This is a genomic window from Pseudomonas fluorescens Q2-87 (assembly GCF_000281895.1).
GTDB lineage: Bacteria > Pseudomonadota > Gammaproteobacteria > Pseudomonadales > Pseudomonadaceae > Aquipseudomonas > Aquipseudomonas fluorescens_S.
On the sequence record NZ_CM001558.1, the window covers coordinates 5,685,565 to 5,704,353 of the forward strand.

Below are 18,789 nucleotides of genomic sequence, written 5' to 3' on the forward strand. Positions count from 1 at the left end.
TCTCACGTTGGCCCGCTTGAATACTCGGGTTCAACTGTGGAAGCGAGCTTGCTCGCGATGAGACCTCCCCAGGCATCAAGCCCTGAACTGCCCCAGGCTTGCCTTCAATTGCGCCGCCAGACTGTCCAGCACCTTGCCGCTGGCCGTGGTCTCGACCACGGCTTGGGCCGCTTTTTCGGCCTGGACGTGAATGGTTTCCACCCGACCGCGCACCGCTTGCGCGCCTTGGGCCTGATGCGCCGCTGCCTGGGTCGCCAGGCCGATGGCTGCATGCACTTGCTCCACCGACACCTGGACTGACTGCTGCAGGCGGGCACTGTCACGCAGCACCAATAACCCCTCGCTGGCCTGGCGCCCGGCCTGGCCGATAGCCGCCACCGCCTCTCGCGCGCCTTGCTGCAAGGCCACGATATGAGCCTGGATGTCCCCCGTCGAGCTCTGGGTCTTGCTCGCCAATGCCCGCACCTCATCCGCCACCACCGCAAACCCGCGCCCGGTTTCGCCGGCACGCGCCGCTTCGATGGCCGCGTTCAACGCCAGCAAGTTAGTTTGCTCGGCGATGCCATGGATCACGGTCAGCACCACTTCGATCTGCTCGCTCTGCTGCGCCAGCCGCTCGATCACTTTCGCCCCGGTGTCCACCTGCCCCGCCAGCGCCTCGATCAAACCGCTGACCTTGGCCGAAGTCCGAGTGTTCTCATCGGTGGCCTGGCGGATCTCCACCACTTGCTGCAGGGCCGCTTGCATCGCCTGGCTTTCCGACTGCGCTTCGTCCGCCATTTGCGACAGCGCCCGCAGACTCTCGGCCACTTCATCACGCTGCATTCCGGCAGCGGCATCGGCACCCGAGTTACGCAACGTCATCGCACCAATCTCCACACCGGTACGCTGGGCCACATCTCCAGCCTCGCGCACGATGGGTTGCAACTTATCCACAAAGCGATTGACCGCCGAGGCCATGTCGCCGATTTCGTCCTTGCTGCTGATTTGTACGCGCTTGGTCAAGTCGCCCTCGCCCGCCGCCAGGTCATTCATTGCCGCGATCAACAGCTTCAAGCGATTGACCACCCGACGCCCCAGCACCACGGCCAGCAGCAACAGCACACCAAAGCCAACCAGCGCCAGGCCCAGGCCGATGCGCCAGCGCAAGGTGCTCGCAGCTTCTTGCACGGTGGTTGAAGTGTTGGTCTGCATTTGCGTAGCAGTGGCCTGGGCCGACTCCAAGCGACCGCGCATGGCGGTAGCGCTGTCAGCCGCCGCCCCCTTGAGGCTGTCGCCGACCAACTGGTCGCTGCTGGCGATCAAGGCCGAGAAACGCTGGTCCAGCGCCTTCAGGTCGGTTTCAACCGAAGCTGTGGAAACCCCCATCAACACCTTGCCGATCTCCACGCCATTGGGGTTGATGGAGGCTTCGAGGTAATAGACTGATGGATCGTTCTTCGCCGCATCCAACACCTTGTCCAACGCCCGCTCGCCCTTGCCTTTTTCCAGCAGCGCCTTGTTGATCGGGTTTTCCCGGTTCAGGTAGCGAGTCAGGTGCTCACCGGCTGCGTCGTCATAAATGACGAACAGCACGTTGGGATTGCGTTGGGCCCGGCGGGCAAATTCGGAAAGGGTCGGCACGTCGCTGTCCCACATCGCCCGGGGAGCGACGGACGCCAGGAGCTGCGCCATATCATTGGCGGAATCCCTTAAGTCCTTTTCCAGCGTCCCACGCAATTGGACCTGCTCATCCTTCAGACGCGCAGATAATCCGGCGTTCAGCCGCTGGCGGGTATTGGTGGACAAACTGTCCAGGCTCGAGGTGACTTCGCGCCCGGCCTGCTCCAGCTCGCCGGAAAGTTTCTGGCTGTCCGCCCCCAGACGCGCGCCCAGGTCGGCTTCCAGCGCCGTCACGGTGCTTCGGGTCAGCGCAACAGCCACCAGCACCTGCACCAAAAGGGCGATACCGAGGGTAACGAACACAGGCCGCAATAAACGGCTTTGTAACAGTGAGAGAACGGCCGACACGTGAAATCCCTCTACCAAACGCCATTAAATTGATAGCACTCATGGAAGCGGTGCCTTAATGGAGATGCATAGCAAGTGTCGTGCCGTCGGGTAGGCAGAAACGACAAAGGCCCCAAACGAGGGGCCTTTGTGTTTTACATCAACGAGTTATCAGGCGAACGGATGACGCAGAACGATGGTTTCGTTGCGGTCCGGCCCCGTCGAAATAATGTCGATCGGCGCACCGACCAACTCTTCGACGCGCTTGATGTAGTTGCGAGCCGCCACTGGCAACTCTTCCAGGGTCTTGGCACCCACGGTCGACTCGGTCCAGCCAGGCATCTGCTCGTACACCGGCTCCAGGCCGATGTAGCTGTCGGCGTCGGTCGGGGCGTCGATGACAGCGCCGTCCTGGTTCTTGTAGCCCACGCAGATGTTGATGGTTTCCAGGCCGTCCAGCACGTCCAGCTTGGTCAGGCACAGGCCCGAGATGCTGTTGACGTCGATGGCGCGACGCAGGATGACGGCATCGAACCAGCCGCAACGACGGGCACGACCGGTGGTGGCACCGAATTCATGGCCACGCTTGGCCAGGAACGCACCGACATCGTCGAACAGCTCCGTCGGGAATGGACCCGAGCCGACGCGAGTGGTGTAGGCCTTGGTAATACCGAGGATGTAATCCAGGTACATCGGGCCAAAACCCGAACCCGTGGCGATGCCGCCTGCGGTGGTGTTGGAGCTGGTGACGTACGGGTAGGTACCGTGGTCGATGTCCAGCAGCGAACCCTGGGCGCCTTCGAACATGATGTCCTTGCCGGCGCGACGCAGCTCGTGCAGCTCGGCGGTGACGTCGAGCATCATCGGCTTGAGCAGCTCCGCGTACTCCATGCACTCGTCCAGGGTCTTCTGGAAATCGATGGCCGGTTCTTTGTAGTAATTGACCAGGACGAAGTTGTGGTAGTCCAGCAACTCGCCCAGCTTGGCGGCGAAACGCTCGCGGTGGAACAGGTCACCGATGCGCAGGCCACGACGGGCGACTTTATCTTCGTAGGCCGGGCCGATGCCGCGACCGGTGGTGCCGATCTTCAGCTCGCCACGGGCCTTTTCACGGGCCTGGTCCAGCGCAACGTGATAGGACAGGATCAGCGGGCAGGACGGGCTGATGCGCAGGCGCTCGCGCACCGGTACGCCTTTTTCTTCCAGCTTGATGATTTCCCGCAGCAACGCGTCGGGAGCGACCACCACACCGTTGCCGATCAGGCATTGCACGCCTTCGCGCAGCACGCCCGACGGAATCAGGTGCAGTACGGTTTTTTCACCGTCGATCACCAAGGTGTGGCCTGCGTTGTGACCACCCTGGTAGCGCACTACGGCGGCAGCATGTTCGGTCAGCAGATCAACGATCTTGCCTTTGCCCTCATCACCCCACTGGGTGCCCAGGACTACGACATTCTTACCCATAACACTTGTCCTCATTCGCGCAAACTTGGTGCCGGCTGCAGCCGGCAGGAAAACTCAAGAAGCCAGCGGCAATACTTGCCAAAGCCCGTTCTGCTGAATCAATTGCCGGTCGCAGTCCGCTTCACGGGCGGCGGCCAAAGGTTGCCCAGGCAAGGCCTGGACGACACGCTGACCCTCACTGCGCAACTGGCAGACCGCCTGCCAGAGTGCCGCATCCGTACTGTCAGGCATCCAGATACCGCCAGACGGTAGCTCGATTTCAGCACGCCCCAGGGTCACCAGGGTTTTCAAATCGGTAGAGAAGCCAGTTGCCGGACGGGCACGACCGAAGTCGGCACCGATATCGTCATAACGGCCGCCCTGGGCGATGGACTGCCCCACACCGGGAACGAACACCGCGAACACCACACCGGTGTGGTAGTGATAACCGCGCAACTCACCCAGGTCGAAATACAGCGGCAGCTCGGGGAAACGCACCGACAACCGCTCGGCAATCGCCAGCAAATCGTCCAGCGCCGCCAGCACAGGCGCCGGAGCATTGGCCAGGCGCTCGCGGGCTGCCGCCAGCACGTCACGACCGCCGCACAGATCAACCAGGGCCCGCAGCATGCCCGACAGGTCTGCTGGCAGGCCTTCGGTCAGGCTGATGACTTCGTCGATGGCCTTGCGTTGCAACGCATCGAACAGTTGTTGCTCCACTTCGCCAGACAAACCGGCCGCACGGGCCAGGCCGCGATAAATGCCGACATGCCCCAGGTCCATGTGGACATCCGGCACGTCGGCCAGTTGCAGCATGGCCAACATCAGGCTGATGACTTCTACGTCGCTGCTCGGGCTGGCGTCGCCATACAGCTCCGCACCCAGCTGGATCGGGCTGCGCGAAGATGACAAGGCGCGCGGCTGGGCGTGCAGCACACTGCCGGCGTAGCACAGGCGGCTAGGGCCTTCGCGGCGCAGGGTGTGGGCGTCGATGCGCGCCACTTGCGGCGTAATGTCTGCACGAAAGCCCATCTGCCGACCCGATTGCGGGTCGATGACCTTGAAGGTGCGCAAGTCCAGGTCCTGGCCCGCGCCGGTCAGCAGGGATTCCAGGTACTCGATATGCGGGGTGACGACGAACTCGTACCCCCAGCTCTGGAACAGATCCAACACCTGCCGACGCGCAACTTCAATACGCGCAGCTTCCGGTGGCAGTACTTCTTCGATGCCATCTGGCAGCAGCCAGCGGTCTACCGTTGCCATTACGCCATTCCCCTATGGTCCGGGCGGCCAGCTTTCGGGCTGGCCTTGAGTGAAGCAGAAAATGCCTGCGCCGTACGCGCATCATGGGCAAAAGACGCGCAAGAGCGACGTGACGAATGGCCCATCGTCGGCCTCGCCCGGCACTTTCCTCGAAAAACCTGTCGAGTCGTTCAACTCGACGCCTGCATCGTGAAACCGCAATCGAACGTGCAGACGCAAAAAAGCCGGGAATTTCCCGGCTGCCGCATCATACACACGTTTTCCGAAAGGATCACCCCGCCCGACGTTTTAGCCGCCGGGCGGAATGCTTCAGGTCAACGTCGTATCAAGGCTTGGCCTTTTCCAGGTAATGGAAGAAGTCGCTGCTTGGGTCCAGGACCATGACGTCGGATTTGTTCGCAAAGCTTTCGCGGTAGGCGCGCAGGCTACGGTAGAACGCGTAGAACTCCTGGTCCTGGCCGTAGGCCTTGGCGTAGATCGAAGCGGCCTGGGCATCACCATCACCACGGACCTCTTCCGATTCACGGTAGGCTTCGGCCAGCAGCACACGGCGTTGGCGATCGGCGTCGGCACGGATGCCTTCGGCCAGCTCGTTACCCTTGGCGCGGTGCTCGCGGGCTTCACGCTCACGTTCGGTGCTCATGCGCTCGAACACGCTGCGGTTCACTTCCTTCGGCAAGTCGATGGCCTTGACCCGGACATCGACCACTTCGATACCCAGCTCTTTCTCCGCCATCGTATTCAGCGAACGGGTGATGTCGGCCATGAGCGCATCACGCTCACCGGATACCACCTCATGCAACGTGCGCTTACCGAACTGGTCACGCAGGCCCGACTCCAGGCGACGGGACAGACGCTCGTCGGCGATCTGCTTGAGACCGGACGTCGCGGTGTAGAAGCGCTCGGCGTCCTTGACGCGCCACTTGGCGTAGGCGTCGACCATCACGGCTTTCTTTTCCAGCGTCAGGAAGCGTTGCGTCGGTGCATCCAGCGTCATCAGGCGAGCATCGAACTTGCGCACCTTGTTGACGTACGGCACCTTCACATGCAGCCCCGGCTGGACATCAGCCTGGACCACGCGACCGAATTGCAGCAACACCGCGCGCTCGGTCTGAGCCACGATGTAGAAGCAGTTCCAGGCAGCGATCGCCACGACGACACCGACAATAAGGGCGATCAGCGATTTATTGCTCATCAGCGACTCTCCCTGGTACGTGCTTGCTGTTGCTGCAAGTCCGCCGCCGCACGGGCATTGGCTTCATTGCTGGCGGCTGCCGCGCTGGTCGGCGGCGTGCTGGTGTTGCGACCGCTCTCGACCATCTTGTCCAGCGGCAAGTACAGCAGATTGCTCTGGCCGTTCTTGTTGCCGGTCACGAGGACCTTGCTGGTATTGCTGAAGACTTCCTGCATGGTGTCCAGGTACAGACGTTGGCGGGTCACTTCAGGGGCCTTGCGATACTCGACCACCAGCTTGGTGAAGCGGTCAGCCTCACCCTTGGCACGGGAAACGACTTCGTCGCGGTAACCATTGGCATCTTCGATGATGCGCTGGGCCTGGCCACGGGCTTCCGGCACGACGCCGTTGGCATAGGTTTCGGCCTGGTTGCGCGAGCGCTGCTCGTCTTCACGGGCACGGATCACGTCGTCGAAGGCTTCCTGGACCTCACGCGGTGCAGCAGCGCTCTGGACGTTGACCTGGGTAACGGTGATACCGGTGCGATAGGTATCGAGGAAACGCTGCAGGCGCTCCTTGATTTCGCTGGCCATCAGTTCCCGGCCTTCGGTCAGCACCTGGTCCATGGCAGTGGAACCCACCACATGGCGCAAGGCGCTTTCAGTTGCATGCTGCAGGCTGACTTCCGGCTGGTCGACGTTCAGCACGAAGTCCTGCAGGTTGGTGATCTTGTATTGCACGGTCAGCGGCACCTCGACGATGTTCTCGTCTTCGGTCAGCATCTGGCCTTGCTTGGTATACGCCCGCTCACGCGTGACGTTTTCCATGTACTTCTGGTCGATCGGCGGGAAATAGATATTCAGGCCCGGACCAACCGTCTCGTAGTACTTGCCGAAGCGCAGCACCACGGCCTGCTCCTGCTCGTCCACGACATATACCGCGCTGTACAGCCAAATAGCCGCGAGCACGACGAGACCGATGCCGAGCAGGCCGAAACCGCCGCCCTTGCCCGGACGACCGCTGCCATCGTCACCGCGTTTCTTACCACCACCGAACAAACCGTTCAGGCTTTCCTGCAGCTTTCGGAAGGCCTCGTCGAGATCGGGCGGCCCCTTGCGGTCGCCGTTGTTACGACGCTTGCCACCCCAGGGATCCTGATTATTCGAGTTGCCACCCGGCTCATTCCAAGCCATAGCGCTCTCCATCTGATAAAGCAAAGACGCACCCACGGCGCGCCGACCAATGCTACAGAATGCCTGACACAGCTTGCTCAGGCTTTTATTGCAAAGTGTGTTGCTCGATGAATTCCATCGGCTGCAGCCCTTCGCGACTGACCAGTCGGTTCAACTCCGACCGTGGCAGGCGAACAGCCAGCAGACAGACGCCTTCGTCGTCGTGCTCTTCTTTTTGCACCGCCCCCAGCTCAAAGAACTGGGCACGCAGCCGGGCGAAACGCTGCGGCAACTTCAGGGTGCCAACAAACAGATCATTGCCAAGAAGCTCGGCCACGGCCTGCTTGAGCAGGTCCAGGCCGGTACCGTCGCGGGCAGACAACCAGACCCGTTGCGGCTTGCCGTCGGCATCGCGCTGGATCTGCGGCTCCACCCCTTCGAGCAAATCGAGTTTGTTGTATACCTCCAGGATCGGCAAGTCCTGGGCACCGATCTCGCCCAGCACCACCATCACCTGCTCGATCTGCAGCATACGGTCCGGCTCGGCGGCATCGATCACGTGCAGCAGCAGGTCGGAATTGCTCGACTCTTCGAGCGTAGCCCGGAAAGCCTCGACCAGTTTGTGCGGCAAGTGACGGATGAAGCCCACGGTGTCGGCCAGCACGATCGGCCCGAGGTCATCCAGGTCGAGCCGGCGCAGGGTCGGGTCGAGCGTGGCGAACAACTGGTCGGCGGCGTAGACGTCCGATTGGGTGACGTTATTGAACAGGGTCGATTTGCCGGCGTTGGTATAGCCCACCAGTGAAACCGTAGGAATATCCGCACGCTTGCGCCCGCGCCGCGATTGTTCGCGCTGGCTGCGGACCTTCTCCAGGCGCCCCTTGATCTGGCGCAGGCGAACCCGCAACAGGCGCCGGTCGGTTTCCAGCTGGGTTTCACCTGGGCCGCGCAGGCCGATACCGCCTTTCTGCCGCTCAAGGTGAGTCCAGCCGCGAACCAGCCGCGTGCTCATGTGTTCAAGCTGGGCCAGTTCGACCTGGAGCTTGCCTTCATGGGTACGGGCGCGTTGCGCGAAGATATCGAGGATCAGGCCCGTGCGGTCGATCACGCGACACTCGAAAACACGTTCGAGGTTACGCTCCTGACTGGGCGTGAGGATGTGATTGAAAATCACCAGATCGACCTGTTCGGCCTTGACCAGGTCGCGCAACTCCTCGACCTTGCCGCTGCCGATCAGGAACTTGGCGGTTGGCCGATGACGCGGCACGTTGAAGAACGCGACGGTCTCGGCGCCGGCCGAAAGTGCCAATTCCTGGAACTCCTGCGGATCTTCGCGCGCCTCAGGGTCCTGTCCATCCAAGTGAACGAGAATGGCCCGTTCACCACCACCGTGGCGCTCAAAGAACAAAGGAGACTCCTATCAGGCGTTACCCGGTTCAGCGTCGCCGCCTTCGGATTCGGTTGCGCTAGGCAGACGAATCGGACGAACTGGCACCACTGTCGAGATCGCGTGCTTGTAGACCATCTGGCTGACGGTGTTCTTCAGCAGGATGACGAACTGGTCGAAAGACTCGATCGTGCCTTGCAGTTTGATCCCGTTGACCAGATAGATGGACACCCCAACTTTTTCTTTACGTAAAGTGTTCAAGTAAGGGTCTTGTAGCGAATGCCCTTTTGACATGTGCCGCACTCCTTTAAGGATCAATAATAAAAATCGGAATCAGATGGCTTGGGCCGTCACACCCCCAAGGATAGACGGCAATTGCAAGGACTCAGCTCAATATGGAGATGGTCCCGAGGTATTTCAAGGCGCGTGGCAGATTGTCGCAATCGAGACTGTCGAGCCAATGCAAGTCAGTCCAGCTGCGCAGCCAGGTGAACTGGCGCTTCGCCAATTGGCGCGTGGCAATGATCCCACGCTCCTGCATCTCGGCTGACGTCAGCTTGCCGTCCAGGTAGTCCCAGACTTGTCGATAACCCACCGCACGTATAGACGGCAACCCGGCATGCAGGTCACTTCGCTCACGCAGGGCTACGACCTCGTCGATGAATCCCTGTTCCAACATCAATGTGAATCTTTGTTCAATTCGCTGGTGCAGCACTTGCCGGTTCGCCGGGGCGATGGCCAGATTCGCGACAGTATAGGGCAATTGTTGCAGTCCCGAAGCGGCTGCTTCAGTACTTTGCGCAGATTGTCGCTGCCTCAGGGCCGTCATGCTCTGGCCGCTGACCCGGTAAACCTCCAGCGCCCGGCTGAGCCGCTGCGGGTCGTTGGGGTGAATCCGCGCCGCCGACTCCGGGTCGATGATCGCCAATTGTTCATGCAGGGCCTGCCAGCCAAGGCGCGCGGCTTCTTCTTCGATCTGCGCGCGCACCTCCGGATCGGCGGCGGGCATGTCCGCCAGGCCATCGACCAGGGCCTTGTAGTACAGCATTGTGCCGCCCACCAGCAGCGGGATCTTGCCTCGCGCGGTGATCTCGGCCATGGCCTGGAGGGCATCGCGACGAAAATCCGCCGCAGAATAAGCCTCGGCCGGGTCAAGGATGTCGATCAGACGGTGAGGAAATTCGGCCAGCAGCGCTTTCGACGGCTTGGCGGTACCGATGTCCATGCCCCGGTAAACCAGCGCCGAATCGACGCTGATCAGCTCGCAGGGCAGGACCTTGGTCAGTTCGATCGCCAGGTCGGTCTTGCCGGCGGCGGTCGGCCCCATCAGGAAAATCGCGGGTGGCAACTGGCTCATCAGCGACCGCGCAGGAACAGTTTGTCCAGGTCGTCCAGGCCCAATTGGGTCCAGGTCGGCCGGCCATGGTTGCATTGACCGCTGCGCTCGGTATTTTCCATGTCCCGCAGCAGGCCGTTCATTTCCGGCAGGGCCAGGCGCCGGTTGGCGCGGATCGCGCCATGGCAGGCCATGGTGCCGAGCAGTTCGTTCAGGTGCGCCTGGATCCGGTCGCTGGTGCCGTATTCCATCAGGTCTGCCAATACGTCGCTGACCAGGCGATTGGCCTCGGCTTGCTTCAATAACGCCGGGATCTGCCGGATCGCCAGGGTTTCCGGGCCCAGGCGCTGCAACTCAAAGCCCAGGCGCTGGAACCAGCTCACATGTTCCTCGGCACAATCGGCTTCGCGCTGGCTGACGGCCAGGGATTCGGGCACCAGCAGCGGCTGGCCACTCAGGCCTTCACTGGCCATGGCAATTTTCAGCCGCTCGTACATGATCCGCTCGTGGGCGGCATGCATGTCCACCAAGACCAGGCCCTGGGCGTTTTCCGAAAGGATATAGATGCCTTTGAGCTGCGCCAGGGCATAACCCAGCGGCGGAATGTCGCCCTGGCCGTCGGGCAGTGCCGCCGCGCCGGTTTCAGGCAACGGCTTGAAGAACTCGCGATAGGCCGCCTGGGCCTCGGCCGCCGGCACATTCGATTGCGGTCGCGGGGTGTATTGATACTGGTAACCGCTGCCGGCGCCAGTCCCCGCCGTGTTGTAGCTCGGCGGCGGCTGGGGCTGTTCCAGCAGTGCGTTGGCCGCCAGGCGCATTTCGCCCTGGGGACCGAATTCGCCGGCTTCCAGCCCCGTTGGCCGGACCATGCCAGCCACTGCCGCCGGAGCTGCCAGTTGATCTTCCGGGCGCACATCGCCCAACGCGCGGTGCAAGGTACCGTAAAGGAAATCATGGACCATGCGTCCATCACGGAAACGGACTTCGTGCTTGGTCGGGTGCACGTTGACGTCTACGACCGCCGGATCGACTTCGAAAAACAGCACGAAGGTCGGATGCCGTCCATTGAACAGCACGTCGCGATAGGCCTGGCGCACCGCGTGGGCCACCAGCTTGTCGCGCACGGCGCGGCCATTCACATAGAAATACTGCAGGTCTGCCTGGCTGCGGGAAAACGTCGGCAACCCGACCCAACCCCACAGGTGCAGGCCATTGCGCTCCACCTCGATGGGCAATGCCTGCTCGAGGAAACCCGCGCCGCAGACCGCACCCACCCGCCGCGCACGGGCCGCATCGTCATGGGCCTCGTGCAGGCTGAGAATGGTCTTGCCGTTGTGGCGCAAATGGAACGCCACGTCAAAACGCGCCAGGGCCAGACGCTTGATGACTTCCTGCAGGTGATCGAATTCGGTCTTCTCGGCCTTGAGGAACTTGCGTCGGGCCGGGGTGTTGAAGAACAGGTCGCGCACTTCCACCGAAGTGCCCACCGGATGGGCCGCGGGCTGGACGTGGGAGGCCATGTCTCGGCCTTCGGTCTCGACCTGCCAGGCCTGCTCGGCGTCGCGGGTACGGGAGGTCAGCGTCAGGCGCGACACCGAACTGATGGACGCCAGCGCCTCGCCCCGAAACCCCAGGCTCATGACTCGCTCAAGGTCTTCCAAGTCGCGAATCTTGCTGGTGGCATGACGCGCCAGGGCCAGCGGCAGGTCGTCGGAAGAAATGCCGCCACCGTCATCGCGCACCCGCAGCAGCTTGACGCCGCCCTGCTCGACATCCACATCGATGCGCCTGGCGCCGGAATCGAGACTGTTCTCCAGCAATTCCTTGATGACCGACGCCGGGCGCTCGACCACTTCACCGGCGGCGATCTGGTTTGCCAGCCGCGGGCTGAGCAGCTCGATGCGAGCAGTGCTGCCGATCACTTCATCACTCATTGCTGGACCGCCACTTCATTTCCGGGGATGGTCAGGGTCTGGCCGATCTTGAGCTCGTCACTCTTGAGATTGTTGGCACTGCGCAAGGTAGCGGGCGATACCTGGTAGCGCACGGCGATCATCGCCAGGGTTTCGCCGGGGCTGACCCGATGGTCCCGCGGGCCTTGGGCGATCTTGCCGGAATCGCGCAGCCACGCAATGTAGGTGCCTGGCGGCGGGTTCTGCTGGAAGAACTGCCGTACACCGCTGCTGATGGAACGGGCCAGTGCCTGCTGGTGGTTGGCGGACGACAGCTTGGACGCCTCGTTGGCGTTGGAGATGAAGCCGGTCTCCACCAGGATCGACGGGATGTCCGGCGACTTGAGCACCATGAACCCGGCCTGCTCGACGCGCTGCTTGTGCAGCGGCGTGACGCGACCGATGTTGCTCAGGACTTTCTGGCCGACGTTCAAACTGGAGGTCAGCGAGGCGGTCATCGACAAATCGAGCAACACACCGGCAAGCATGCGGTCCTTGTCGTCGAGGCTGACGTTGCCGGCACCGCCGATCAGGTCAGAACGGTTTTCACTGTCGGCCAGCCAGCGAGCGGTCTCGGACGTGGCGCCACGGTCGGACAAGGCGAATACCGAAGCCCCGAAGGCTGCCGCCGAAGGTGCCGCGTCAGCGTGAATGGAAACGAACAGGTCGGCGCCTTTTTTGCGGGCGATTTCGGTACGGCCGCGCAGTGGGATGAAGTAGTCGCCGGTACGGGTGAGTTCGGCGCGGAAGCCCTTCATGCCGTTGACCTGACGCTGCAGCTCGCGGGCAATGGACAGCACCACGTCTTTCTCACGCTGCCCGCGCGAACCCGAGGCCCCTGGGTCTTCGCCGCCGTGACCGGCGTCGATCACCACGATGATGTCGCGCTTGCCGGCCGGGGCCGGTGGCAGCTTGATCGCAGGTTCGGTCGGCGTAACCGGTACCGCCGGCACCGTGGCGACGTTGGTCGGAGGCGGTGGAGGCGGCGCGGCGTCGGCCGGATTGTCGAACAGGTCCACCACCAACCGGTTGCCGTACTGGGCGTTCGGGGCCAGGGTAAAGCTCTTCGGCGTCACGGCTTTTTTCAGGTCGATGACCACCCGCAAATCGGTCGGCGTACGCTGGGCCGAACGCATCGCGGTAATCGGCGTGTTGGCGGTGGCCACGTTCAATGGCGCGCCCAGGGACGCGCCATTGATGTCGATCACCAGGCGATCCGGCGCGGTCAGGGTGAATACGCTGTGCTGCACCGGACCCGTCAGGTCGAACACCAGCCGCGTGTTGTCCGGCGCCCGCCAGAGGCGAACGCTGTTGACCTTTGTCTCAGCCACAGCATCGACGGCCAGTGCCGTAAGCAACAGTCCTACGACAGCAACCACCGCGCGAAAGCGCATACCAAACCCCATCATCAATTAGTTTTCCAATGCCAAAGCGGCACACCACGACTCGCCACGCGAGCCTTGCGGCGTCAGTTTCAGCGAACGCCCGCCGTTCTGCGCGCCAATGGTAATGGTCAGGTCAGGCTTTGGCAAAAAGCCTGCACCCTTCTGGGGCCATTCGATCAGGCACAAGGCATCGTCTTCGAAATAATCGCGGATCCCGAGGAATTCCAGCTCCTCGGGGTCCACCAGCCGATACAGGTCGAAATGAAAGGCGCGGATGTCGCCGATCTCGTAGGGCTCGACCAAGGTGAACGTAGGACTCTTTACCGAGCCGACATGCCCGAGGCCGCGAATGATGCCACGGGACAGGGTGGTTTTTCCCGCGCCGAGGTCCCCTTCGAGAAAAATCAGGCCATGGCCTGCGGTGGTACGCGCAATGCGCGCACCAAGCTCCGTCATGGCCTGTTCATCGGCCACGTACAGGGTTACTTCAGACACGGTGAATGCTCCTCCAATAACTGACGAATGGCCGGAATCAGATCGGTTGCCGCCAGCCCCCGGCCCGACCGACCGGCTTGGGTGCCGGCATTGGCGTGCAGCCAGACTGCCAGGCACGCCGCCTCGAAACCCTCCAAGCCCTGGGCCAGCAAAGCGCCAACCACACCGGCCAGCACATCCCCGAGGCCCGCCGTGGCCATTGCCGGATGGCCCTGGGCGCAAACCGCCAGGCGACCGTCCGGGCTGGCGATCAGGCTTCCGGCGCCCTTGAGGACCACCGTAGCTGTGTATTTTTTGCTCAATGCATGGGCCGCCGCCGGACGATCGGCCTGGACCTGGACCGTGGATATTCCCAGCAGGCGCGCCGCCTCGCCCGGGTGCGGAGTGATCACACACTGCTCGGGCAAGCTGACAGCGCCTTCGCTCAACAGATTCAGCGCGTCGGCATCCCACACTTGCGGCAGCGTTGCATTGGCCGCCGCCGATAACAGGCTACGACCCCATGCCGCCTGGCCCAGGCCCGGCCCGACCACCAACACGCTGGCCTGCTGGAGCAGGCCCATCAATTGGTTGGCCGAATGGGTGCCTTGCACCATGACCTCCGGCAAACGCGTCAGTGCAGCGGATACGTGTTCGCTGCGGGTCGCCATCGAAACCATTCCCGCGCCGCAGCGCAGGGCGCTCTCGGCGCTCATCTGGATCGCGCCGCCAAAGCCGCGGTCGCCGCCGATCAGCAGCACATGACCGAACTTGCCTTTGTGAGAGGTGGCCGCGCGTGGCGCCAGGCGTGGCAGATGATCGGGCAACAGCAGCCGAGCGCTGGCCGGGGTCACTTCGACGATGTCGGGGTCCGCGTGCAGATCATTGAAAATCAATTCACCGACCCGATCCGCCGCATCCCCTGTGAACAAGCCCAGCTTCAAGCCAATGAACGTCACGGTCAGGTCCGCCGCCACCGCAGTGCCCAGCACCCGGCCGGTATCGGCACACAGCCCGGAAGGAATATCCACCGCCACGACCGGCAGACCACTGACATTGATCGTGTCGATGGCACGGATGTAAGGCTCGCGAACTTCGCCACTCAACCCTGTACCCAGCAACGCGTCCAACAGCACGCCACGCAGTTCGGATTCGTCCGACCACGGTTCCACCGGCACACCCACCGCTACGGCCTCGGCGTGGGCATTGGCGGCATCGCCCTGCAAGCGCCGGGGCTCGCCCACGGTCAGCACCCGCACCGACCAGCCGGCGCGCCGGGCCAGGGTCGCAACCAGGTAGCCGTCACCGGCGTTATTGCCATGGCCGGTCAGGACGGTCAGCTCGACGGCATCAGGCCAGCGACGCACGATCGCTCGCCAGATGGCGCGGGCGGCGCGCTGCATCAATTCGAACCCGGTGGTACCTGCCGCGATCAGGCGTGCATCGAGGGCCCGGACTTGCGCGGCGCTGTACAGCGCGTCGGGAAAATCATCTTTAGTGTGCGGCATGCGTCTTCGGGCTCCGATGTCTGGCAGAATTATACGCATCTCAGCTCCGGTTTCTCTCGCCTCATGCCTGCCATTACCACAGACCTGCCCGCCCTCGCCCAATCCATCAAGGAATGGGGCCGCGAGCTGGGTTTCCAGCAGGTCGGCATCAGCGGCGTGGACCTGGCCGAGCACGAGCAGCACCTGCAACGTTGGCTCGAAGCGGGCTACCACGGCGAAATGGACTACATGGGTGCCCATGGCAGCAAACGCTCGCACCCGGAGGAACTGGTACCCGGCACGTTACGCGTGGTGTCCCTGCGCATGGACTACCTGCCGGGCGACACGCAAATGGCGCAAATGCTCGGCCAACCGGAAAAAGCCTACGTCTCGCGCTATGCGTTGGGCCGCGATTACCACAAATTGATCCGTAAACGCGTGCAGCAACTGGCAGAAAAAATTCAGGCGGTGATCGGTCCCTTCGGCTACCGCGCCTTCGTCGACAGCGCACCGGTGTTGGAAAAAGCCATCGCGCAGCAGGCCGGGCTGGGCTGGATCGGCAAAAACACCCTGGTACTGAATCGCAAGGCCGGCAGCTACTTCTTCCTGAGCGAATTGTTTGTCGACCTGCCGCTGCCCGTGGACCCACCCCACGCCAGCGAACATTGCGGAAAATGCACCGCTTGCTTGGACATCTGTCCTACAAATGCCTTCGTCGGCCCCTACGTGCTGGACGCACGCCGGTGCATTTCCTACCTGACCATCGAACTGAAAAGCGCCATTCCCGAAGAATTGCGGCCGCTGATCGGTAACCGCGTGTTCGGGTGTGACGATTGCCAGATCGTCTGTCCGTGGAACCGCTTTGCCCGGCCATCCCGGGAAAGCGACTTCAAGCCGCGACACAGCCTGGACAATGCCGGACTCGCCGAGCTGTTCCTGTGGGATGAAGACACCTTCCTGAGCCGCACCGAAGGCTCGCCGCTGCGCCGCGCCGGTTATGAGCGCTGGCTACGCAACCTGGCGGTGGGGCTTGGCAATGCCCCCTCAACGATTCCGGTGCTGCAAGCGCTGCAAGCGCGGCGCGACCATCCTTCAGAACTGGTGCGCGAACATGTGGAATGGGCGTTGCGCCAACACGCCGAGCGTCAGACCTCGTCGTTGTAAACGAACTTCGGCATTTCCCAGTGAAAGCGGATCGCCAGGAGCCGCAGCAGGAAACCGCCGAACAAGGTGATGAGTATGGCCTGTTCATTAGGCAGTTGCAGGTAGACACAGAGCAGATAGCACCACGCCGCTGCAAACGAGACGCTGGCGTAGAGCTCACGGCGAAAGATCAGCGGAATATCGTTGCAGAAAATGTCCCGCAGGATGCCGCCGAACACGCCGGTGATCACTCCGCTGACCGACGCCACCAGCATGCCGTGGCCCATTTCCAGGGCGGTCATGCAGCCAATCAACGTGAACGCCACCAGGCCCACCGCATCGAGGACCAGGAACAACGAGCGCAGATGGCGCATCCAGCGCGCCAGGAACACCGTCAACATCGCCGCCGCTGTGGTCAGCACCAGGTATTCCGGGTGCTTGACCCAGGTAAGCGGGTAATGACCGAGCAGCACGTCGCGCACCGAGCCGCCACCCAGGGCCGTGATGCAGGCGATCAGCACCACGCCGAACCAGTCCATGCCACGGCGCCCGGCAGACAAGGCACCGGTCATGGCTTCGGCGGTGATGGCGATCAGATAAAGCATCAGCAACATGTTGGCGGTCCCTACAGGAAGGCGCGCAGTCTAGCCAGTTTGGGCCGGCACCAAAAGAGGGCATGGCAGCGGCCTTAGCCCGGGCACCGTCCCGTGGAGAGCAAGCGTGCTCCCTCTCCACATAGAACACGCCGGGCAATCAGAACTTGATGAAATGCTTGCGGTAGTGCTGCAACTCGGCAATGGACTCGCGAATGTCGTCCAGGGCCAGGTGGCTGCCGCCCTTCTTGAAGCTGTCACGCACGTCGGGAGCCCAGCGCGCGGCGAGTTCCTTGAGGGTGGAGACATCCAGGTTGCGGTAGTGGAAATAGCTTTCCAGGGCTTTCATGTGGGTATAAAGAAAGCGCCGGTCCTGGCAGATGCTGTTGCCGCAGATCGGCGATTTGCCCTTGGGCACCCACTGCTCCAGAAAAGCGATGGTCTGGGCCTCGGCCTCGGCCATGCTGATTTTGCTGTCGCGTACTCGCTGGGTCAGGCCGGAGCCGCCGTGCTGGCGAGTGTTCCACTCGTCCATGCCAGCCAGGATTTCATCACTGTGATGTATGGCAATCACCGGGCCTTCGGCCAAGGTGTTCAGTTCACTGTCGGTGACGATGGTGGCCATTTCGATGATGACGTCGGTGTCCGGGTTCAGACCGGTCATTTCCAGGTCGATCCAGATCAGGTTCTGCGGGTTTTGCATGGGGAGCTCCTCAGCGTAGCTGCGCAGTTTAGCCTAGGCAGGCCCTTGGGCGTGCTAAACTCGCGACCGTTTTACCTAATCGCTGCACTCTTCATACGGAACACCCATGGCCAAACGCCAACTCAATCGTCGTCAAAACTGGCGCATCGAAAAGATCCAGGGCGAGCGCGCAGCCCGCGCCGCCAAACGCGAATCCAGTGCCGTCGAGGCGCTCGAGGGCGGCGACTTGGGGCCGGAACAAACCGGCCTGGTGATCGCCCACTTCGGTGTGCAGGTCGAGGTCGAGGCCCGCGAAGGCGAGCTGACCGGCCAGGTGTTCCGCTGCCACTTGCGCGCCAACCTGCCCGCGCTGGTCACCGGCGACCAGGTCGTCTGGCGTGCCGGCAACCAGGGCATCGGCGTGATCGTGGCGCAACTGCCGCGCCACACGGAACTGTGCCGTCCGGACAGCCGTGGCCAGCTCAAGCCCGTGGCTGCCAACGTCGACATGATCGTCATCGTGTTCGCCCCGCTGCCCGAGCCCCACGCCAACCTGATCGACCGCTACCTGGTGGCAGCCGAACACGCGGGCATCCGCCCATTGCTGCTGCTCAATAAATTCGACCTGATCGACGAGCACAACGCCCCGGCGCTGAACGCCCTGCTGTCGGTCTATCGGGACCTGGGTTACCCGGTATTGGAAGTTTCGGCCCACCACGGCAACGGCATGGAACAGTTGCAACAGCAGTTGGACGGACGCATCAGCGTGTTCGTCGGCCAGTCCGGTGTCGGCAAGTCTTCGCTGGTCAACAGCCTCCTGCCGGAAGTCGAGACCCGTGTCGGGCCGTTGTCCGAGCTGTCCGGGCAAGGCACCCACACCACCACTACCGCACGGTTGTTCCACTTTCCCGGTGGCGGCGAGCTGATCGACTCCCCGGGCATCCGTGAATTCGGCCTGGGCCATGTCAGCCGGGCCGATGTCGAAGCCGGGTTCATCGAGTTCAACGAGCTGATCGGCACCTGCCGTTTCCGCGACTGCAAGCACGACCGCGAACCTGGTTGCGCCCTGCTCAAGGCCTTGGAAGAAGGCCGCGTGCACCAGCAACGAATGAACAGCTACCGCTCGATCATCGCCAGCTTGCCGGAAAGCACTTACTGACCTGCATGCCATGTGAAGCCGATCACTATTGTGGCGAGGGAGCTTGCTCCCGCTGGGCTGCGAGCAGCCCCAAAATCTGCCAAATGCGGAGCATCAGACACACCGCGCCCGCCGGTTTACGACTGCTTCGCAGCCGAGCGGGAGCAAGCT

Annotated in this window: 16 protein-coding genes and 1 pseudogene; 2 read left to right on the plus strand and 15 right to left on the minus strand. The window is 62.6% G+C overall.

Translation table 11 applies throughout. The features are described from left to right. Window positions 1–75: 75 nt before the first annotated feature. The 13 genes and pseudogenes from PFLQ2_RS31100 to PFLQ2_RS02695 all read right to left on the minus strand — a co-directional run bounded on the left by PFLQ2_RS31100 (window position 76) and on the right by PFLQ2_RS02695 (window position 15,083). On the minus strand, window positions 76–960 hold the full coding sequence (locus PFLQ2_RS31100) for a methyl-accepting chemotaxis protein (RefSeq protein ID WP_371261245.1): 885 nt from the start codon (window positions 958–960) through the stop codon (window positions 76–78). A 21-nt stretch (window positions 961–981) separates the two neighbouring features. Next, window positions 982–1,674: pseudogene (locus tag PFLQ2_RS31105) on the minus strand (methyl-accepting chemotaxis protein); the annotation flags it as partial. A gap of 486 nt (window positions 1,675–2,160) precedes the next feature. Then, window positions 2,161–3,453, minus strand: coding sequence for an adenylosuccinate synthase (locus PFLQ2_RS02745; RefSeq protein WP_003186407.1), 1,293 nt, complete (start codon window positions 3,451–3,453; stop codon window positions 2,161–2,163). Between the two features lie 54 nt (window positions 3,454–3,507). Then, window positions 3,508–4,695, minus strand: a complete 1,188-nt coding sequence (locus PFLQ2_RS02740; RefSeq protein WP_003186409.1) for an ATP phosphoribosyltransferase regulatory subunit — start codon at window positions 4,693–4,695, stop codon at window positions 3,508–3,510. A 325-nt stretch (window positions 4,696–5,020) separates the two neighbouring features. After that, a complete protein-coding gene (gene hflC / locus PFLQ2_RS02735) occupies window positions 5,021–5,890 on the minus strand; it encodes a protease modulator HflC (RefSeq protein ID WP_003186411.1) in 870 nt (289 codons plus the stop codon). Continuing rightward, window positions 5,890–7,062 carry an FtsH protease activity modulator HflK gene (hflK, locus tag PFLQ2_RS02730; protein ID WP_003186413.1) on the minus strand — a complete coding sequence of 391 codons (1,173 nt, stop codon included), beginning with the start codon at window positions 7,060–7,062 and terminating at the stop codon, window positions 5,890–5,892. The genes hflC and hflK overlap by 1 nt, the downstream gene beginning before the upstream one ends. A gap of 85 nt (window positions 7,063–7,147) precedes the next feature. Beyond that, window positions 7,148–8,449, minus strand: coding sequence for a ribosome rescue GTPase HflX (hflX, locus tag PFLQ2_RS02725; RefSeq protein WP_003186415.1), 1,302 nt, complete (start codon window positions 8,447–8,449; stop codon window positions 7,148–7,150). Window positions 8,450–8,461: 12 nt separating this feature from the next. Then, window positions 8,462–8,722: an RNA chaperone Hfq gene (gene hfq, locus PFLQ2_RS02720; protein ID WP_003186419.1), complete on the minus strand. Its 261-nt coding sequence runs from the start codon at window positions 8,720–8,722 to the stop codon at window positions 8,462–8,464. A gap of 91 nt (window positions 8,723–8,813) precedes the next feature. Then, window positions 8,814–9,785 (minus strand): tRNA (adenosine(37)-N6)-dimethylallyltransferase MiaA, encoded by a 972-nt coding sequence (gene miaA, locus PFLQ2_RS02715; protein WP_003186420.1) that lies wholly within the window; start codon window positions 9,783–9,785, stop codon window positions 8,814–8,816. After that, window positions 9,785–11,698: a DNA mismatch repair endonuclease MutL gene (mutL, locus tag PFLQ2_RS02710; protein ID WP_003186422.1), complete on the minus strand. Its 1,914-nt coding sequence runs from the start codon at window positions 11,696–11,698 to the stop codon at window positions 9,785–9,787. Before mutL ends, miaA begins: the two co-directional genes overlap by 1 nt. Further along, window positions 11,695–13,125, minus strand: a complete 1,431-nt coding sequence (locus PFLQ2_RS02705) for an N-acetylmuramoyl-L-alanine amidase (protein WP_033046319.1) — start codon at window positions 13,123–13,125, stop codon at window positions 11,695–11,697. The genes mutL and PFLQ2_RS02705 overlap by 4 nt, the downstream gene beginning before the upstream one ends. Window positions 13,126–13,128: 3 nt before the next feature. After that, complete coding sequence (gene tsaE / locus PFLQ2_RS02700; RefSeq protein WP_003186426.1) at window positions 13,129–13,596, minus strand: tRNA (adenosine(37)-N6)-threonylcarbamoyltransferase complex ATPase subunit type 1 TsaE; 468 nt, start codon at window positions 13,594–13,596, stop codon at window positions 13,129–13,131. Continuing rightward, window positions 13,584–15,083: a bifunctional ADP-dependent NAD(P)H-hydrate dehydratase/NAD(P)H-hydrate epimerase gene (locus tag PFLQ2_RS02695; protein WP_003186427.1), complete on the minus strand. Its 1,500-nt coding sequence runs from the start codon at window positions 15,081–15,083 to the stop codon at window positions 13,584–13,586. Before PFLQ2_RS02695 ends, tsaE begins: the two co-directional genes overlap by 13 nt. 63 nt (window positions 15,084–15,146) lie before the next feature. Between PFLQ2_RS02695 and queG the strand changes: the two genes are divergently transcribed. Further along, on the plus strand, window positions 15,147–16,226 hold the full coding sequence (gene queG, locus PFLQ2_RS02690) for a tRNA epoxyqueuosine(34) reductase QueG (RefSeq protein WP_003186430.1): 1,080 nt from the start codon (window positions 15,147–15,149) through the stop codon (window positions 16,224–16,226). On the opposite strand, the gene PFLQ2_RS02685 is transcribed toward queG, so the two are convergent. After that, on the minus strand, window positions 16,208–16,819 hold the full coding sequence (locus PFLQ2_RS02685; RefSeq protein ID WP_003186433.1) for a trimeric intracellular cation channel family protein: 612 nt from the start codon (window positions 16,817–16,819) through the stop codon (window positions 16,208–16,210). The genes queG and PFLQ2_RS02685 overlap by 19 nt on opposite strands. A 139-nt stretch (window positions 16,820–16,958) precedes the next feature. Next, window positions 16,959–17,501 carry an oligoribonuclease gene (orn, locus tag PFLQ2_RS02680; RefSeq protein WP_003186435.1) on the minus strand — a complete coding sequence of 181 codons (543 nt, stop codon included), beginning with the start codon at window positions 17,499–17,501 and terminating at the stop codon, window positions 16,959–16,961. Window positions 17,502–17,607: 106 nt separating this feature from the next. Between orn and rsgA the strand changes: the two genes are divergently transcribed. Continuing rightward, entirely contained in the window at window positions 17,608–18,639 is a 1,032-nt protein-coding gene (gene rsgA / locus PFLQ2_RS02675) for a small ribosomal subunit biogenesis GTPase RsgA (RefSeq protein ID WP_003186437.1), read from the plus strand. Window positions 18,640–18,789: the final 150 nt, after the last annotated feature.

What these genes read in the sequence shown, in the direction of transcription:
- PFLQ2_RS31100 (WP_371261245.1), bottom strand. Translation starts at nt 960, where the DNA reads ATGGCCTCGGCGGTCAATCGCTTTGTGGATAAGTTGCAACCCATCGTG.
- PFLQ2_RS02745 (WP_003186407.1), bottom strand. Translation starts at nt 3,453, where the DNA reads ATGGGTAAGAATGTCGTAGTCCTGGGCACCCAGTGGGGTGATGAGGGC.
- PFLQ2_RS02740 (WP_003186409.1), bottom strand. Translation starts at nt 4,695, where the DNA reads ATGGCAACGGTAGACCGCTGGCTGCTGCCAGATGGCATCGAAGAAGTA.
- hflC (WP_003186411.1), bottom strand. Translation starts at nt 5,890, where the DNA reads ATGAGCAATAAATCGCTGATCGCCCTTATTGTCGGTGTCGTCGTGGCG.
- hflK (WP_003186413.1), bottom strand. Translation starts at nt 7,062, where the DNA reads ATGGCTTGGAATGAGCCGGGTGGCAACTCGAATAATCAGGATCCCTGG.
- hfq (WP_003186419.1), bottom strand. Translation starts at nt 8,722, where the DNA reads ATGTCAAAAGGGCATTCGCTACAAGACCCTTACTTGAACACTTTACGT.
- miaA (WP_003186420.1), bottom strand. Translation starts at nt 9,785, where the DNA reads ATGAGCCAGTTGCCACCCGCGATTTTCCTGATGGGGCCGACCGCCGCC.
- mutL (WP_003186422.1), bottom strand. Translation starts at nt 11,698, where the DNA reads ATGAGTGATGAAGTGATCGGCAGCACTGCTCGCATCGAGCTGCTCAGC.
- PFLQ2_RS02705 (WP_033046319.1), bottom strand. Translation starts at nt 13,125, where the DNA reads ATGATGGGGTTTGGTATGCGCTTTCGCGCGGTGGTTGCTGTCGTAGGA.
- PFLQ2_RS02695 (WP_003186427.1), bottom strand. Translation starts at nt 15,083, where the DNA reads ATGCCGCACACTAAAGATGATTTTCCCGACGCGCTGTACAGCGCCGCG.
- queG (WP_003186430.1), top strand. Translation starts at nt 15,147, where the DNA reads ATGCCTGCCATTACCACAGACCTGCCCGCCCTCGCCCAATCCATCAAG.
- PFLQ2_RS02685 (WP_003186433.1), bottom strand. Translation starts at nt 16,819, where the DNA reads ATGTTGCTGATGCTTTATCTGATCGCCATCACCGCCGAAGCCATGACC.
- orn (WP_003186435.1), bottom strand. Translation starts at nt 17,501, where the DNA reads ATGCAAAACCCGCAGAACCTGATCTGGATCGACCTGGAAATGACCGGT.
- rsgA (WP_003186437.1), top strand. Translation starts at nt 17,608, where the DNA reads ATGGCCAAACGCCAACTCAATCGTCGTCAAAACTGGCGCATCGAAAAG.